The 16,983-nt window shown below is 71.9% G+C and carries 12 protein-coding genes; 7 read left to right on the plus strand and 5 right to left on the minus strand.

Annotated features, from left to right (window positions below):
- Positions 1–117 precede the first annotated feature (117 nt).
- The 5 genes from ACQEVJ_RS20150 to ACQEVJ_RS20170 form a co-directional block, all read right to left on the minus strand.
- Entirely contained in the window at positions 118–1,548 is a 1,431-nt protein-coding gene (locus ACQEVJ_RS20150) for a family 43 glycosylhydrolase (protein ID WP_433103156.1), read from the minus strand.
- A 458-nt stretch (positions 1,549–2,006) separates the two neighbouring features.
- Positions 2,007–2,666, minus strand: a complete 660-nt coding sequence (locus ACQEVJ_RS20155) for a response regulator (protein ID WP_433103158.1) — start codon at positions 2,664–2,666, stop codon at positions 2,007–2,009.
- A complete protein-coding gene (locus ACQEVJ_RS20160) occupies positions 2,659–3,966 on the minus strand; it encodes a sensor histidine kinase (protein ID WP_433103160.1) in 1,308 nt (435 codons plus the stop codon). Before ACQEVJ_RS20160 ends, ACQEVJ_RS20155 begins: the two co-directional genes overlap by 8 nt.
- A 31-nt stretch (positions 3,967–3,997) precedes the next feature.
- Positions 3,998–4,738 (minus strand): ABC transporter permease, encoded by a 741-nt coding sequence (locus tag ACQEVJ_RS20165; RefSeq protein WP_433103162.1) that lies wholly within the window; start codon positions 4,736–4,738, stop codon positions 3,998–4,000.
- Position 4,739: 1 nt separating this feature from the next.
- Positions 4,740–5,645 carry an ABC transporter ATP-binding protein gene (locus ACQEVJ_RS20170; protein WP_433103164.1) on the minus strand — a complete coding sequence of 302 codons (906 nt, stop codon included), beginning with the start codon at positions 5,643–5,645 and terminating at the stop codon, positions 4,740–4,742.
- 211 nt (positions 5,646–5,856) lie between these two features.
- Here ACQEVJ_RS20170 and ACQEVJ_RS20175 point away from each other — a divergent pair, with 211 nt between their 5' ends.
- The 7 genes from ACQEVJ_RS20175 (at position 5,857) to ACQEVJ_RS20205 (ending at position 16,929) form a co-directional block, all read left to right on the plus strand.
- Complete coding sequence (locus ACQEVJ_RS20175) at positions 5,857–6,672, plus strand: SDR family oxidoreductase (protein WP_433103166.1); 816 nt, start codon at positions 5,857–5,859, stop codon at positions 6,670–6,672.
- Between the two features lie 174 nt (positions 6,673–6,846).
- Positions 6,847–7,707, plus strand: coding sequence for a haloalkane dehalogenase (locus tag ACQEVJ_RS20180; protein ID WP_433103168.1), 861 nt, complete (start codon positions 6,847–6,849; stop codon positions 7,705–7,707).
- A gap of 252 nt (positions 7,708–7,959) precedes the next feature.
- Positions 7,960–8,103: a GH12 family glycosyl hydrolase domain-containing protein gene (locus ACQEVJ_RS20185; protein ID WP_433103170.1), complete on the plus strand. Its 144-nt coding sequence runs from the start codon at positions 7,960–7,962 to the stop codon at positions 8,101–8,103.
- A 249-nt stretch (positions 8,104–8,352) separates the two neighbouring features.
- Positions 8,353–9,897 (plus strand): TIGR02677 family protein, encoded by a 1,545-nt coding sequence (locus ACQEVJ_RS20190; RefSeq protein WP_433103172.1) that lies wholly within the window; start codon positions 8,353–8,355, stop codon positions 9,895–9,897.
- Positions 9,894–11,318, plus strand: coding sequence for a DUF2398 family protein (locus tag ACQEVJ_RS20195; RefSeq protein WP_433103174.1), 1,425 nt, complete (start codon positions 9,894–9,896; stop codon positions 11,316–11,318). Before ACQEVJ_RS20190 ends, ACQEVJ_RS20195 begins: the two co-directional genes overlap by 4 nt.
- Complete coding sequence (locus tag ACQEVJ_RS20200) at positions 11,315–15,661, plus strand: SbcC/MukB-like Walker B domain-containing protein (protein WP_433103176.1); 4,347 nt, start codon at positions 11,315–11,317, stop codon at positions 15,659–15,661. The genes ACQEVJ_RS20195 and ACQEVJ_RS20200 overlap by 4 nt, the downstream gene beginning before the upstream one ends.
- On the plus strand, positions 15,658–16,929 hold the full coding sequence (locus ACQEVJ_RS20205; protein WP_433103178.1) for a TIGR02679 family protein: 1,272 nt from the start codon (positions 15,658–15,660) through the stop codon (positions 16,927–16,929). The genes ACQEVJ_RS20200 and ACQEVJ_RS20205 overlap by 4 nt, the downstream gene beginning before the upstream one ends.
- The last annotated feature ends 54 nt before the right edge of the window (positions 16,930–16,983 follow it).

Genomic DNA, 16,983 nt, shown 5'->3' on the forward strand with positions numbered 1-16,983 from the left:
CCGGAGGGCTCAGGTGATGGAGAGAAGAGTTACCGATAACATTCGAGACGTCAAGTGTTCGTGCCGCAGGAATCGCCCCGGGGGCGGCAAGGGCACGCCCCGAGGCGAGGGGTGGGTTCAGTAGACGTAGGGCCAGCCGGTGCTGTCCCAGCCGAGCTTGTTGATGCCGAGACGCGAGGAGCCGTCGTCGGCGTACCAGTGGTAGAAGAGGATGTCGCCGTCGTTGTCGGCGAGGACGGCCTGATGGCCGGGGCCGTGGACGCTCCCGTGCCCCGCAAGGATCTGCGTGCCGCCTCCCGAGGTCATCGCCGTCCCGTTGCGGTCGACGTACGGCCCTGTGACCGAGGTCGAGCGGCCCACCATGATGCGGTAGGTGCTCGACGCGCCCTTGCAGCACAGGTCGAAGGAGACGAACTGGTAGTAGTAGCCGCCGTGCCGGTAGATGAACGGCGCCTCGATCGCGCCGCCGTTCCGGCCTGAGATGCTGCGGATCGTGCCGTCCAGCCGCTTGCCGGTCGCCGGGTCGAGCTGGACCATCTTGATCCCCGACCAGAACGAGCCGAAGTCGAGCCACCAGCGGCCCTGGTCGTCGACGACGAGATTGGGGTCGATGGCGTTCCAGTTGTCGGAGGTGTTCGACTCGATGACCATGCCCTGGTTGGTCCACGACCCGGATGCCCCGGTCGTGCTGGTGGCCAGGAAGATGCCCGAGTGGTTGGAGCCGAAGGTCGAGGCCGCGTAGTACATGTAGTACCTGCCGTTGACGTAGGTGATGTCCGGCGCCCACAGGGTGTTGCTGCCGTTGGTGTAGGCATGCGTCCAGGAGGCCCCGCCGGGGAACGCCACGCCCGCGTTGCGCCAGGTGGTCCGGTCGGTCGAGGTCTTGAGCACGATGTTGTCGCCCGTGTGCGCGAGCAGGTAGGTGCCGTCGGGCTTCTTGGCCACCTCGGGGTCGTGCACGGTGACGTCGCCGGTGACGTAGCCCGGGTCGGGATAGGAGGTGACCTTGACGAGCTGCCACTGCTGGTTGGCGCCGTTGAGGTCGGCGTACTGGGAGACGCGGCCGCCGTCGGCGGTGGACCACTCCCAGACCTCGAGGGCCTTGCCGCTGTTGCGGTTGATCAGCTTGACGTAGCCGCTGTCGGTGTCGGCGACCCGGAACTGCTGGTTGGTGGCGTTCTTGTCGGTGTACTGGATGACGTCGGCGCCGTCGGCCGTGGAGCGGCCGGAGATGTCGACGACCTTGCCGCTGTGGCGCGACCTGAGGCGGTAGTAGCCGCCGCCGGAGTCGAGGAACTGCCACTGCTGCCAGGCGCCGTCGTTGCGTGCCCACTGCACCAGCGGCGCGCCGTCGTTCGTCGCCATGTTGTAGACGTCCAGCGCCCTGCCGCTGTTGCGGTTGACCAGCACGTACGACGCGGTCGTGTCGATGGTCGCCGCGCCGGCCGGACCGGCGGCCACGACGGACGGGCAGATCGCGAGCAGCGCCAGGATCACCAGGGCGAGGATGCGGCGCGGCCGTGCCGGAAGACGTGCGGAGGTGTCCATCGGGTGCCTCTCGTCGGGAAGGCGGCGCGGTGAACGATGTGAGCGCTAACAAAAATGGGCCGGGAGCGCCCCCGGTCACACTGTCGTTCACCGAAGGTTGCCGCTCAGTGTCAGCGGCGGTTTCCGGGCCGTCAAGGGCCCCGCCAACCCGACGCGGAGCGCCCCGTGCTCGCCCGGCCGCCTGCACGCGCGGTGAAACGCTTGGGAAAACACCGGTCACCGAGCCGGAATCGCCCATCTGTCCTGCTCCCGGCGCCCCGGTGCGGTCGTCGCCGTCTCCCGGTGAGACGAGGCGTCCTTCCCTGCCGAGAATGCGGCTGTGGCGGTGTAAGTTTCAGCCGGAATGATGTTCGCGCTAACAGTGAACGTCCGGATTCGGCCCGGCATTGATTCGGGTCTCACGCCTGCGCGGTTTCCGAACCTGCGTGCCGCACATGGCTCTCATACCGTCGGAGCGGTCAGCCGAGGATGCCCCGGTCGTAGGCGATGGCGACGGCCTCGGCGCGGTCCTTGGCGCCGAGCTTGCCGTAGATATGGGTCAGATGGCTCTTGACGGTGGCCTCGCTGACGAACAGAGCCGCGGCGATCTCCCGGTTGGAGGAGCCCTTGGCGACCAAGCGAAGCACCTCGCGCTCGCGGCTGCTCAGGCTGTGGTTCCCAGGCGCCCGCACCCGGGAGACGAGCCGGGCGGCGATGCCCGGTGACAGCACGGTCCGGCCCTCGGCGGCGGCCCGCACCGCGCCGAACAGGTCATCGCGCGGAGCGTCCTTGAGCAGGTAACCGGTCGCGCCGGCCTCGATCGCCGGAAGGGTGTCGGAGTCGGTGTCGTACGTGGTGAGCACCAGCACCCTGGCCCGCGCTCCGCGGCGGGACAGCTCCGCGATCGCCTCCACCCCACCGCCGCCGGGCATGCGCAGGTCCATCAGGACCACGTCGGGGTCGAGGCGGGTGACCAGCTCGATCGCCTCGGCCCCGTCGGCTGCCTCGCCCAGTACGGCGAAGCCGGACGACACCTCGAAGATGCTGCGCAGGCCGTGCCGTACGACGGGATGGTCGTCGGCGATGACCAGGGTGATGGGCGGCGGGGATGAACCGGGGGGCGCGGCGGGGTCACTCATGGCGCACCAACGGTACTCGCGCGGACAGGGCGGTGCCGAGCCCCGGCTCCGACTCGATGGCGATGGTCCCGGCGACCCGCTCGGCGCGGGCCCGCATGCCGCCGAGGCCGAAGCCTCCGCCGTCGCCGCGCGGCGGAAGGCCGCGCGGATCGAAGCCGTTCCCGTCGTCGCGGACGTCCAGGCTCACCTCGTCGTCCATGTAGGAGAGGGTGACTCCGGTCCGTTGCGCGCCGGCGTGCCGGCCGACGTTGGCGAGGGCCTCCTGGGCGATGCGGAGCAACGTGGCCTCGACCTCGTGATGCAGTGGTTCGATGGTTCCGGTGACGGTGATCTCGGCCCGGACACCGGTCTGCGCCGACCAGGCTGCGACGATCTTCTCCAGGGCTGTGGACAGGGGGTCGTGTTCCAGTTGTCCGGGGCTGAGATTCTGAACCGAACGGCGCGCCTCCCGGAGGCTGTGCCGGGCCAGGACGGAGGCGCGTTCGATGTGATCGCGGGTGCCCGCGGGATCGGTGCTGTCGGTCGCGGCCTGGAGCTGTGTGACGATCCCGGTCAGCCCTTGGGCGAGGGTGTCGTGGATCTCGGCGGCCAGCCGTCTGCGTTCGTCGGCGACGCCGGCCTCCCTGGCTTGGAGAAGGAGCTGGGCGTGCAGGCCCGCGTTCTCCTGGAGTGCTCGGGCCAGGCGGTTGTTCGCACTCCGCAGCTCGGCGGCGTGCTCGCTCTCCTTGACCGCGATGTGGTCGAACCCGATGGCGAGGCCGGAGTGCAGGGCCAGCAGCGCGATGAACGCCAGCCAGTGCATGCCCTCAGCCGGAGGCAGGCCGCCGATGTTGGAGCCGGCCATGGTGATCGCGGTGGCGAACAGCGCAGGGCGCACCAGGTGGCGGGGCAGCAGCATGCCGGCGTCGTAATAGCCGAGCACCGCGTAGACGGCGAAGATCGGGTTGCACCAGGAGAGCGCGAAGCCGAGCGCCCACCGCAGGAGGTAGTAGAGACGGTGAGCCGGACCACGTGCGACCCGCCGCCGGCCGTTGAGGCTCCACCACAGCTGGAGTGCCAGCGCGGCCACTGCCAGGACGGCGGCGACGTATCGTTCGCCGATGTCCATCACCGCCTCCGCGCTGGCGGCGGCGAGCACCGCGCCGAGCCCCAGCAGGATGTACGGTCCGGCGCTCGCGAACCGGTGCCGCCACGAGTGGACGCCCTCCGCCCGATCGGGCGACGAGGTCGGCTCGCCGCTGGGTAAGCCCACCTCGTCCGGCAGGTGGCGCGGGGCGGCGCCGACAGAGCCAGCCGACACGCCGTCCGTCATCCGGCCGCCCCCATCCCGGTCATTCCCAGCGAAACCAGCGGATGGACGCGCCCGCGAGTACGAAGATCCACACCAGTATGATCGCAAGGTGCGGCAGGGCAGGCCAGATTCCGGCGGAGGCCTGGTCCAGAGCCTGGGAGGCGGCGCCGAAAGGCGTGAACTCCACCACACGTTGCAGAGCCTTCGGCATGGACTGCGCCGGAACGTACACACCTGCGGTGAACGCCGCCGGGAAGAAGACGATCGTGGCCGTGGTGGTGGAGGCCTTGGCGGTGCGTGACAGCGCGGCGATGAGCGCTCCACTGACCAGCGCGATAAGCGTGACCAGGACCAGCGTCAGCGCATAGGCGGGCGGATTGGCGGGCAGCGCGACGCCGTACAGCAGACGGCCCGTGGCGATGATGACGATCCCCCCGGCCAGCGCGGCGGCACCGTGCACGATCACCTGGGCGGCCAGGAGCGCGGCCGGCCGTACCGGCGTGGTGGACATGCGGCGCAAGATGCCCTTCTCGCGATAAGCGGTAAGGGTCGGTGGCAGGGAGGTCAGCCCAGCCAAGATCACGCCGAGCAGCACGGCCACCGGGAGGTACAGATCGATCGGCCGCACACCGCCGGGGGCCGGTCCCGCCTCTCGGAACGACGGGACCAGGCCAAGGATCACCAGGAGCAGGAGGGGGAAGACGAGGATCCAGAACACGCTGCCCGGTTCGCGGCGAAACAGCCGGCCTTCGGCCTTCAGCACAGCGATGGATGCGGACATGTCACAACTCCTTGCCGGTGATGTCGAGGTAGGCGTCGTCGAGGGAGGCGCTCTCCACGCGCAGGTTGCCTGCGGCGATGCGGTTGAGTGCGAGCATGGACATCAGTGCCTCGACGGTCTCGTCGGTCCCGGTGACGACCAGCCGACCGCCGTCCAAGCGCCGCACGGAGCGGATCTCGGGCAGCGCGGCCAAATCGCCGTCGTCCAGCCGCCGAGAGGGAGTGAAAGAGATGACCGTGGCGCTCCCCGTGCTCTCGATGAGCCCTGCGGGCGTGTCCAGAGCCGCCAGCGCGCCCGAGCGGAGGAGGGCCACGCGGTCGCACAGGTGCTGCGCTTCCTCCATGAAGTGAGTGACGAGGACGACGGTCACGCCCTCGTCGCGGATGCTGCCGATGAGCTCCCAGGTGTCGCGCCGCGCCTGCGGGTCCAGCCCGGTGGTCAGCTCGTCCAGCACCACCACCTTCGGACGGCCGATGAGCGCGAGCGCGATGAAGAGGCGCTGTTTCTGCCCGCCGGACAACTTCTCGAAGCGCACGCCCAGCCGGTCGGTCAGGTCGAGCCGCTCGATGAGGCCTCGCCAGTCCGCGGGGTGCGCGTAGAAGGCGCTGTAGAGTTCCAGCACCTCACGGACGGTGAGCTTGCCCTGCAGGTCGCTGTGCTGGAGTTGGACGCCGAGTATCGGGGTGACCCGCTCCCGGTCGGCTACCGGGTCCAGGCCGGCCAGCCGAACGCGCCCGGCGTCGGGTTTGCGCAGCCCCTCGACGCACTCGACGGTCGTGGTCTTGCCCGCCCCGTTGGGGCCGAGCAAACCGAAGATCTCGCCTTCCTCGACGCTGAAGGACACGCCGTCCACCACGATCCGGCCGTCGTAGGACTTCCGCAGCCGGTCGACTTCGATGATCGCCATGCCCCTGAGGATCGCCCGCCGCGCCTTCGCCGGGCATCGCCCGCCGCGCTGGAGTCGGCATCCACCGATCGGTTGATACCGGCGTACGACCCCTGGACCCCATCAATCTCCACGCCTGTCAGTCGGTCGACTGACTAGGAGTCGACAAGTGGCTCGTGAGCCGCTACCTTCTTCTTGGTCAGTCAACTAACTCAGATCTCAGGGAGTAATCATGATCGTGGTGACGGGTGCCACCGGGAACGTCGGAAGGCAGCTGGTCGCACTGCTCGCCGCCGCGGGTGAGCGGGTGACCGCCGTCTCCCGGCGGACCGCCGAACTGCCCGAGGGCGTACGGCACGTGCGAGCCGACCTGGACGACCCCACCGGGCTGAAGGACGCCTTCGACGGTGCGGAGGCGCTGTTCCTGCTCGTGGCCGGTCAGGACCCGCAGGCGATCCTCGGCGCCGCGCGGGCCGGCGGGATGGGGCGGGTCGTCCTGCTGTCCTCGCAGGGGGCGGGAACCAGGCCGGAGTTCTACCGCCACCCCGCCGCTTTCGAGGACGCGGTGCGCCGATCCGGTCTGGAGTGGACGATCCTGCGTCCCGGTGGCTTCCACTCCAACGCCTACGCCTGGGCGGAGTCCATCCGGGGCGGCCGCACCGCCGCCGCCCCGTTCGGCGACACCGGCCTGCCGACCATCGACCCGGCCGACATCGCCGAGGTCGCCGCGACCGTCCTGCGCGAGGACGGGCACGCCGGCCGCGTCTACGAGCTGACCGGCCCCGCGCAGACCACGCCGCGGGAACGGGCGGCGGCGATCGGCGCCGCGCTGGGTGCGCCGGTGCGGTTCGCCGAGCAGACCAGGGAGGAGGCTCGGGCGCAGATGCTGCGGTTCATGCCCGAGCAGGTGGTGGAGGGGACGCTCGCCATCCTGGGGGAGCCGCTGGACGCCGAGCGGCAGGTCAGCCCCGACGTCGAGCGCGTCCTCGGCCGTGCTCCCCGGTCCTTCGCCGACTGGGCCGGCCGCAACGTCGCCGCCTTCCGGTGAGTCCGATCGAGACGTTCCCGGCCGAGCCGCTCACGGCGACCCGGGCCGCGTCGGCGTGGCGGTCCGTCGCCACGCCGGACGCTACGGCGCCGTTCCCCCCAACCCGCCCGGCCGCGTCGTCATCGAGATCGCGGTCGATCGAATCGCGAAGCTCGACATCTGAAAGGACCTGTCGTGCCCGTTCAGCACGTTCTCGGCTCCACCATCCACTACCGCGACACCGGCTCAGGGGCGCCGATGGTCTTCCTACACGGCAACCCCACCTCGTCCCACCTGTGGCGGCACGTCATCCCCGCGATCGGCGAGGGACGCCGCCTGGCCCCCGACCTGATCGGCATGGGTGATTCCGGCAAGCCCGACATCGCGTACACCTTCGCGGATCACGCCCGCTATCTGGACGCCTGGTTCGACGCCCTCGACCTTCACGACGCGGTCCTCGTCGGCCACGACTGGGGCGGCGCGCTGGCCTTCGACTGGGCGTCCCGTCACCCGGACCGGGTGCGCGGGATCGCCTTCACCGAGACCATCGTCAAGCCGATGACCTGGGAGGAGTTCCCCGAAGGCGGCCGGGAGCTGTTCGCGGCGATCAAGACCGAGGGCGTCGGGGAGAAGATGATCCTGGACGACGACGCCTTCATCGAACAGGGACTGCCGGGCACGGTCGCCGCCCCCATGGACGAGAGCGACCTGGCCGTCTACCGCAAGCCGTACCCGACCCGGGAGAGCCGCCTGCCGCTGCTGCGGTGGGCGCGCTCGATGCCGCTGGGCGGTGAGCCCGCCGACGTGGTGGCACGCATGGAGGCGTACGACGAGTGGCTGGCCGGCAGCGCGGAGGTGCCGAAGCTGCTGCTCGCCTTCGCGCCCGGACCCGGCACGATGGTGCACCAGGCCATGATCGACTGGTGTGCGGCCAACATGACCGGCCTCGAGATCCGGCAGTACGACGAGGTCGCGGGACACCACACCCCGGAAGACCATCCGGAGCTGATCGCCGCGGCCGTCGCGGCCTGGGCGGAGGCACACGGGCTCCGGTGACGCCCGGGCCTCCAGGTGCCAGGGCGTGGAAGTTTCACGGGCGCCTCGGGCCGGGGCGGGCTTGACCAGGAGAGTCGGAGAAGTTTTCACGCCGGGGTTTCCTCGATGTGCTCGCGGCCCTACGGTGACCCCACTCCCGGCGTTGAAGGTCTCGGCTCGTCGAAGCGGCGTCGAAGCGCTTCGACGCCGCGGATTCGACGGCGCCCGACGGGCGGCGCCGGAAGGGACCTACGGCGGAGAGGAAGACCGAGCGTGTCGGTCGGCGGCCACAGCTGGGACGTGTACCGCGGCTCCAACGGCTCCAACCAGGTGTTCTCGTTCGTCCGGCGGAGCAACGCCACCTCCGGCACCGTGGACGTCAAGGCGGTGCTGAACTGGCTCAGGACGAACAAGTAGTTCGGCGACGTGACGCTGGGCGACGTCCAGTTCGGCTATGAGATCACCTCGTCGAGCGGCGGGATGGACTTCCGCACCAACAGCTACTCCCTGTCGGTGAGCTGACAAACCCACGCAAGAGCTGCGGCGGGTCACGGGTGCCGGTCGCAACTGTCGGTGCCCTCCAATACGGTCTTCTCGGCACGCGGAGCCCCGCCCGCCTCTCGTGGGCGGGACTCCGCGATCGGGTGACATGTATCGGGGGACCGGATGGCGGACCGCAGGGCGCTGGACCTCGACTCGCTGGCGATCAGCGATCGGTTCAGGCTGTTCAACTTCACCAGGCGTGACGACCATGTGGCCTATCTCTGGGTCCTGCGGGCGATGGACCGGCTGCGGGAGGTGCACCAGGTCCAGGTGGACGCCGGTGAGGTGCAGGCGGCCCTGAACGAGCTGGCCCGGCTCCACGACGAGGTCCCCACGTTCGACGGCAACCTGCGCGACCGGCTGGACGCGCTGTACGAGGACGGGGTGGTGCACCGGTTCGACGACGCGTCCCGGGCCGGCAACCTCGTCCGCTACCGCAACAGGCAGTCGGTCTACCAGTTCAGCGAGCTCGGCTACTGGGCGTACACCTCGGTCGAGGGGCTGCTCGCGGCCCGCATCCAGGACGCCAACCTGTCGCGGCTGGTCTTCTCCGACATCCTGGAGGACCTCAAGGCGCTCGCGGCGGCCAACCGCGCGGGGGAGGGCGAGCAGGTCTACCGCCGGCTGTCCCGGCTGGACTCGGTGATGGAGGACATGGGGCGCCGCTCCGCGCACTTCCACGTGACGCTCGGCGAGATCATCCGGTCCACCGACGCCTCTCCCGAGACGTTCCTGCGCTACAAGAACGCCCTGCTGACGCACATGTCCGAGTTCATGGCGGAGCTCGACCGCTACCTGCCCCGCCTGGCTACGGCCGTACGCGACGTCGAGGAGAGCGGCCTGGCCTCCCTGCTCGACCGCGCGGCGGCGGCGGACGAGCGGCCCTTCATGGACCGGCACGAGCGGCTGGAGGACTGGCGCCGCCGCTGGTCCGCCCTGCGGGCGTGGTTCGCCCCCCAGGGATCGCAGGAGTCCCGCGCCGGTGAGCTGCGCAACGCCACGCGCATCGCGGTGTCGGGGGTGATCGCGCTGCTGCGGCAGATCTCGGAGGCGCAGCGCGGCGGCGTCAACCGGGCCACCCAGCTGCGGCATCTGGCCGAGTGGGTCTGGAACGCACCGGACGAGGGCGCCGCCCACGCGCTGATGGGCGCGGCGTTCAACCTGCGCAGCGCGCGGCACCTGGGCGCCGCCCACGAGGACACCGAGCAGATCTCGCCCAGGGCGACGTGGTGGGACGCGCCGGGGGTGGAGGTGTCGGTCACGCTCTTCCGCAGCGGTAAGGCGCCCACCCCGGGCGTGCCCGTGCCGGTGCGCGGCAACCCCGGCGCCCGGGCGGCGCTGCGCCGCGAGCAGGCCGCGGAACGCGCGGCCGAGCGCGATGCCGCCGGCCACCTGACGGAGTTGGGCGCGCACGGGCGGGTGCTCGACGAGTCGGAGACCCGCATCCTGCTGAAACTGATGACGCGGGCGCTGGAGGGACGAACGGTCGTCGCCGGCCGTCTGAAGAGAGGCTCCGGCGCCAACGACGCCGTGATGGTCCGGCTCGTGCCGTGCGACACCGGAAGCGCCGTGCGCACCGCGCAGGGACTGCTCCACCTGCCCGGGTTCCGGGTCGAGCTCGCCGGCCGGACGCCGGTGACAGGCTCGGGGGCAGGGGGTTCCAGGTGACGACTCCTCGTGCCCGGGCCGCCGCCGGCGTCTCGGTCGCCGATCTCGGCTCCTACCAGCAGGCGGTCCGCCGCGTGCTGACCTGCGATCTGATCACCAAGGAGCGGCCGCGGCCCGGCGTGCTCGACCAGGTGCTGCGCTGGGCCGACGAGATGACGCGCGACTTCCGCGAACTGCTCGGTTACACGCTGATCGCCACGACCCACCATGTACGGCTGGTCCGCCGACTCGACGTCCTGGACGACACCCAGCGATCGATCTTCTCCCGCAAGGGCAAGCCGTTCGACCGGCGCAGGCTTGCCTACCTGTGCCTGGTCCTCGGGTCGTTCCAGCGCTCCCGCATCGAGATCAGCCTGGCGGACCTGGTGCGGATCTTCACGCCGCTGGCCAACTCCATCGACGGTCTCGGCTTCGACCCCGCGATCGGGTCGCACAAGGCCGCCATCGTCGACGTGCTGGGCTGGCTGGTGGACCGCGGCGCGCTCCGGCTGTCCGACGGCAGCCTGGAGTGGTGGGCGCGTGACATCGAACGCGGCGACGCGCTGTACGACATCGACCACGACATCTGCGCGGTGCTGTTCAAGCCGGCCCGGCCCGTCCAGCACCTCACCAGCGCGGCCGGCCTGGTGCACGAGCCGCCGCACTCGAACCCCGCCCGCACGGCGCGGCGGCTGCTCGTCGAGTTCCCCGTGGTGTACTACGCGGACGTCGAGCCCGAGGTGGCCGACGCGCTGCGCGCCCCGGGTCTCGCCGAGGACCTCGTGCGGTTCACCGGCCTGGTCCTGGAACGGCGCGCGGAGGGCGTCATGCTCGCCGATCCGGGAGGCGTCTTCACCGACCGGCCGTTCCCGGGCCGGGGCAACGCGGTGAGCCGGGCGGCCGGGCTCCTGCTGGCGAAGGTCGCCGACCTGCTGGAGGATCCCGAGCACGTGCCGGAGCCGCTGCCCGTGCCCGCGCTCGCCGACGACCAGGCCGACCTCGTGGCACGGATGGACGCGGGACTGCCCCGCGACGGAATCGTCGCCGAGCTCGCCTGGTCCCCCTCCGAGGCCGAGCCGCCGTCCCCCGACGACCGGCCCGCGCCCGCCGATGCGCCGTTCGTGGAGCGCAGCCGCCTCGAGGCGATGACGACCGAGTTGTACGACGAGTTCGGGGCGGCCTCGTTCACCACCACCTGGCAGCAGGACCCCCTGGGGCTGCTCGACGCCGTCGTCGGCTTCCTCGCGGACCTGATGCTGCTCAGGCCGGTGCCCGGCGGCGTGCTCGTCCTGCCCGCCGCGCTGCGATATCGCAACATCCGGGCCGCCCTGCCCACCAGGACCTCGGGCGGCCAGTTGTCGCTGGTGGCGCTGCCGGAGCCGTCGGCACAGAAGGGTTCGCCCATGCAGGAGGTTTCGTCCACGCAGGAGGAGGAGCGATGACGCCGCCGCCCGACCGGTTCCAGCCCACCAGAGCCGGTGTGATCAACGTCTGGGACTACGTGGACGAGGAGTTCGTCTTCGCCGACGGGCGCCTGGTCCTGCGCGGGCACAACGGCTCGGGCAAGACCAAGGCGCTGGAGGTGCTCTTCCCGTTCATCCTCGACGGCGTGGCCGACGCGCGGCGGCTCGACCCGTTCAGCGGCGAGAACCGCACGATGAAGTCCAACCTGCTCTACCGGGGGCAGGAGGCCGAGTACGGCTACGTGTGGATGGAGTTCGCCCGGCGGGAGATAGGAGGGGAGCCCGACGAGACCGACGAGACCGTCACCCTCATCATCGGCATCCGCGCGCACCGGCACAGGGACGGGGTGCGGACCTCGTTCTTCGTCACCGACAAGCGCCTCGGCGTCGACTTCGGGCTGCTGGCGCCCGACTCCCGGCCGCTCACCGAGCGGCAGCTCAAGGCCGTCCTCGGCGCGGACGCCCACAGCGAGACCGCCACGCACTACCGGGACGCGGTGGACGCCCGGCTGTTCGGGCTGGGCAGGGAGCGTTACACCCAGCTCCTCGACCTGCTGCTGGCGCTGCGCCGCCCGCTGCTGGCCAAGGACCTCGACCCCGACAAGGTCTCGGCCACCCTCACCTCGGGTCTGAGCCCCATCGACGAGGAGCTCGTCGACCAGGCGGCCCGCGACTTCGAGAACCTGGCGGCGGTCCAGAAGCAGTTCGACGACTTCGCCGTCGCCGACGCGGCCGTACGCGCGTTCCTGACCGACTACGTCGCGTACCTGCGCACTCATGCGAAGGCCCGGCTCGCCCGCGTCAACACCGAGATGGACGGCGCGGTGGAGCACGCCCGCACGCTCGTTCGGGCCGAGGAGGCGAGGAAGAGGGCCGCGGCCGCACGCGAGGCCGCCTCGGCGGCAGCCACCGCGGCCGAGGCCGAGCGGGAAGGGCTGGAGCGCCGTCTCACCGCGTTGCGCGCGGACGACGCCTACCGCGCGCGGGGCGAGCTGGAACTGCGCCGCCGTCAGATCGCCAAGACGGGCGAGGAGATCGAACGGGAGCGTGCCCGGCTGGCGGACGGCGCCGAGCACCTGGCCGCCCTGGAAGGCGAGGCGGGCGAACTCGCGGAGCGGCTGGAGGGCGCACGGGCGGCGATCGTCCGTCACGCCACCGACCTCGCCGACGCGGCGGAGCGGGCCGGCGTCTCCCACGACGGAGACGGCCCGGCCGACACGGGGGACGACCTGCTCACGACGGCGGGGGCACGCGCCACCGCCCGCCGGGACGACGTCGCGAAGGTCCGCGACGAGATCGCCCGGGTGTCAGGGGCGGAGCGGGACCGCCTGCGGGCGGAGACCGACCGGGACAAGGCGGACAAGGACGTCGGGGAACGGGAATCGCGGTGCGAGGCCGCCGACGCCGCGCTGGCGACGGCGCGCCGCCTCGCGGGGGAGGCGCTCGACGCCTGGGCAGGCCGCTGGGCCCGCTCGCCGGAGCCCCCTGGAGACGAGCGTTCGCAGGGCGCGCTCCCGGAGGACGACGTGACGGTGGCCGGGCCCGCCGACGTGGAGGCGCTGGCGGAGGCCCTCGCCCACGCCGGCGACGCCGGGGCGCCGTCCCTGGCCGAGGTCTACAGCGTGCGAACCGAGGAACGGCGGACGGAGGCGGCCAGGTCCGCCGAACGCCTGTCCGCCCGGGTGCGCGACCTCGCCGCCGACCTCGTCCGCCTGCGCCGCGAGCGGGAGGAGATCGCGGCGGAACGCGACGAGGCGCCGCCGCACGACGACCGCCGGACGGCGGACCGCGACGGACGCCCAGGGGCGCCCCTGTGGCGGCTCGTCCGGTTCGCCGACGGCCTCGAGGAGAAGGAGGCCGCCGGCCTCGAAGGCGCTCTCTACGGCGCGGGACTGCTGACCGCCTGGGTGCACCCGGAGGCACGGCACACCCTCGACGCCGTCGCCGTCCTGGAATCCGACGGCTACCTGCTCCCGCTCCCCGAGAAGAGCCGCCCGTCCGGCCGTACGCTCGCCGACGTCCTCGTGCCGGAGGAGCAGGACCTGGTGCCGGCGGCGGTCGTCGCGGACGTGCTGCGGTCGGTCGCGGTCGCCGACACGGTCACGCCCAACCGGGACCAACAGGCCGGACCGGTGCCGATCGTGACCGGCCGGGCCCAGTTCGGTCTCGGCCTCCTCCTCGGCGCCAGGCCCAAGCCGTCGCCCGAGTACATCGGCGCCACGAACCGGGCCAACCGCCGCGCGGCCAGGCTCGCCGAGTATGACGAGATGATCGGCGAGACGAGCCGGGCGCACGAGGACGCCGAGCGCGACCTGGCGCGCGCGAACCGCCGCCTGGACGACTTCGCCCGGGCCCGGCGGGAGCTCCCGCCCGCCACGGCGGTCGTCGAAGCCGTCACCCGCGTGTCGCAGGAGTCCGCGCTGCTGGCCCAGGCGCGGTCGGCGCTCGCGGACCGCCGCCGCGACCTCGACGCCGCGGTGGCCCAGGTCGACGCGGCGCGCCGGCGGCTGCGGCAGGTCGCGGCGGAACGGAGCATGCCCGTCGCGGAACTGGAGGTCGACGCGGTCGCGCGGGCCGTCGACGACTTCCTCACGACGGCGCAGCGGCTGCACGACGGCCGCGAGCGGGCCGCGTCCGAGGAGCGGGACCTGGCGTCCCGCCAGGCCGCGATCGCCCGGCAGCGCGAGCGGCACGACGCGGACTCCCGCGCTCTGGAGGACAAGGAGCGGGAGCATCGGGCCGACGCCGAGGAGCTCAGGGCGGGCGAGGAGGCCCTGGACGCGCCGCTGCGCGAGGTGCTCGCCCAGATCGGCGAGGCCGAGCGCCGCCTCGCCGAGGTCCGCGGGCGGTGCGAGGAGCATGCCGCCACGGCGGCGCGGGAGAACGAGACGCTGATCGTCGCCCAGAACGACCTCAAACACGGCCAGGCATCCCTCGGCCAGGCGCTCGGGCACCTCTTCGAGCATGTCGCGGCCTTCGGGCCGTACGCGCACCTGGAGCTGCGCCCGCTGCTCGGCGTCACCGCCACGGCGCCGTGGCCCGCCCACGTCGGCTGGCCCGAACCGGCGGAGGCGGCCGCGTCGGTGGCGGCGGAGCTGTCCGCCCACTCCAGTGGACCGCCGCCGGATCCCGCAGCCCTGGTCGGCCGGGTGCTGCCGGGAGACGTGGCCGCGCTGCTGGACGCCTTCGCCGCGGAGATGGCGGACATCCGCGTGCCCGGGGAGAGCGCGCTCAAGAACGCCGCGAGCCGGTTGTCGGCCTCGCTGCGGACCTTCCAGGACGCGCTCGACGGCTGCGCGGAGGACTACCGCCTGGAGCACGACCCCACCGGCGTCGTCATGGTCTACGTCAGCGACGAGGGCGGCCGCAATCCGGTCGCCGCGTTCGCCCGGCGGGTCGCCGACCGCGTGCAGGAGCAGGGGATGCTGCTCGAGGAGCGGGAGCGGACGGTGCTGGAGGACGAGTTGCTGACCGCGCTCGCCCAGCAGGTGCACGACCGGGTCCGCACCGCACGCGACCTGGTGCGCGGAATGAACGACGACACTCGGTCACGGCCCATGTCGTCCGGCACCAGGATCGGCATCCGATGGGGCCGTTCCGACCGGCTGAACGACCGGCAGATCGGTGTCTCGCGGCTCCTCGACCGGGACGCGCAGGGGCTCGGCGCGGCCGGGCTGGCCGAGCTGCGCGGCCTGCTGCGGGAGATGATCCGCGACTACCGGGCCGCCCATCCGCGTGCCACCTACAAGCAGGCCCTGGCCGACGTGCTCGACTACCGCACCTGGTACGGCTTCGAGCTGGTGCTCGCCGTGCCGGGGGAGAAGGAGGTGAAGCTCACCCGGGCCAAGCACGAGGAGATGTCCGGCGGGGAGAAGTCGGCGGCCATCCACCTCCCGCTCTTCGCCGCGGCCAACGCCCTCTACTCGTCCGCCAAGCCCACGTGCCCGCGCGCGATCGCGCTGGACGAGGCGTTCGCCGGCATCGACGACCGATACAAGCCCGAGCTGCTGGGCCTGACCGTGAAGTTCGGCCTCGACCTGCTCATGACCGGCCACGACCTGTGGATCCACTTCGACACCGTGCCGATGGCCGCGCACTACGACATGCACCACGACAAGAGCGCGCACGCGGTGTCGGCGATGCTGATGCTCTGGGACGGCGCCCAGACCATCGACGCCGACGCCGGTTTCTCCGGCAACGAGGAACTGGCCGAGACGTTGCTCGGCTTCCGCCCGAGCCGCCGCGCCCCCGCTCTCACCGAAGGCACCCTCCTCGCCGCCGACGGCGACGAGGAGCCCGACGACGTGGAGGCCGCGATATGACCTCGGCCTCGGAGGCGGTGAAGCGCTACCGGGGAGCGGAATACCAGCGCCTGCTCCGCGCCGCGCGGCGCCGCCTGGAAAGCAACGGCGGCAGCCTGGACGGATCGGTCGGAGTCGGCAAGCCCGACGAGGCGGAACGCAATGCGATCATCGGCATCACCGGCCGCCATCGCGATCTCGGTGTCGGGCGTGCCTCCGTGACGCTGCGCGAACTCGACGCAGTCGTATACGCCGGCACCGGGCTCACCCTCGCCGAACTGCTGGAGGCCCTCGACGGCCGCCCACTGGCGAACCGTCCCGCCGAGGCCGCCCGCAGCCTCGCCACCAGGCGTGCGGCCCTGCGGCCTGCCGAGGAGAGCCCGCTGTACGAGAGCGCCGAGTGGTTCCGCACCTGGCTGGGTGCGGTGAGTCGTAACGGCACGGTGGGTAGGCTCATCGCGCGGCCGGAGACCGTCGGCGTGCTCGCGCAGGCCGTCCGAGTTCTGGAGTTCCTGGAGGCCCGTCCCGAGGGCAGCGCTCCCGTCACCCTCGCCGGGCTGGCCGCCGAGGTCGCCGACGATCCCAAGGCCCTCAACCATCGGACCACCCTGTCCACCCTGGTTCTGCGGGCGCTCGCGATCCGCCAGGGCGTTCCGCTTCCGAGCACGGCTGAGGAGCGCCGCGATCTGTGGGACCGCTACGAGGTGGTCGTCGACGACCTCGCCAGCCGGATCCTCGTCCTGAACCTGCCGGCGGAGGGCGAGGGGCTGGGGGAGTGGCTGACCGGCGCCGCCCGCTTCGGCACGCCGTTCCAGGTCACGCTCCACCAGCTGAACACCTTCTCCATCGCCCTGCGCGCCCCGGTGGTCCACGTCTCCGAGAATCCGGCCGTCCTGCGGCGCGCGGCCGCCGAGCTGGGACCGGAATGCCCGCCCCTGGTTTGCACCGAGGGACGCCCCTCGGCGGCCTTCCACCGGCTGGCGGCGATCGCCGTACGCGGCGGGGCCCGCCTGCGTTACCACGGCGACTTCGACTGGCCGGGAGTGGACATGGCCAATGCCGTCGCACGGCGCCATGGCGCGGAGCCCTGGCGGATGACCGCCGCCGACTATCTCGCCGGTCTTGCGAACCTCGGCGACCTCCCCGAGGGCGACGAGCACCTCCGGCTTACCGAACGGCCGGTGCCCACGCCCTGGGATCCCGCCCTCGCGGACGCGATGCGTGAGCATGGGATCGCGGTCTACGAGGAGGGCGTCGCCGACTCCCTGTTGGTGGATCTTCGGGGGTGACACGGCGCGAGGGACGGTCGTACGTTGACCTCCGTGGCCTGCGCGACGAAGGAG

The organism is Microbispora sp. CA-102843 (assembly GCF_050936215.1).
In the GTDB taxonomy this organism is placed as follows: domain Bacteria; phylum Actinomycetota; class Actinomycetes; order Streptosporangiales; family Streptosporangiaceae; genus Microbispora.

Excerpts from the sequence above, each read along its gene's own strand:
- ACQEVJ_RS20150 (WP_433103156.1), bottom strand. The coding sequence starts at position 1,548 with ATGGACACCTCCGCACGTCTTCCGGCACGGCCGCGCCGCATCCTCGCC.
- ACQEVJ_RS20155 (WP_433103158.1), bottom strand. The coding sequence starts at position 2,666 with ATGAGTGACCCCGCCGCGCCCCCCGGTTCATCCCCGCCGCCCATCACC.
- ACQEVJ_RS20165 (WP_433103162.1), bottom strand. The coding sequence starts at position 4,738 with ATGTCCGCATCCATCGCTGTGCTGAAGGCCGAAGGCCGGCTGTTTCGC.
- ACQEVJ_RS20170 (WP_433103164.1), bottom strand. The coding sequence starts at position 5,645 with ATGGCGATCATCGAAGTCGACCGGCTGCGGAAGTCCTACGACGGCCGG.
- ACQEVJ_RS20175 (WP_433103166.1), top strand. The coding sequence starts at position 5,857 with ATGATCGTGGTGACGGGTGCCACCGGGAACGTCGGAAGGCAGCTGGTC.
- ACQEVJ_RS20190 (WP_433103172.1), top strand. The coding sequence starts at position 8,353 with ATGGCGGACCGCAGGGCGCTGGACCTCGACTCGCTGGCGATCAGCGAT.
- ACQEVJ_RS20200 (WP_433103176.1), top strand. The coding sequence starts at position 11,315 with ATGACGCCGCCGCCCGACCGGTTCCAGCCCACCAGAGCCGGTGTGATC.
- ACQEVJ_RS20205 (WP_433103178.1), top strand. The coding sequence starts at position 15,658 with ATGACCTCGGCCTCGGAGGCGGTGAAGCGCTACCGGGGAGCGGAATAC.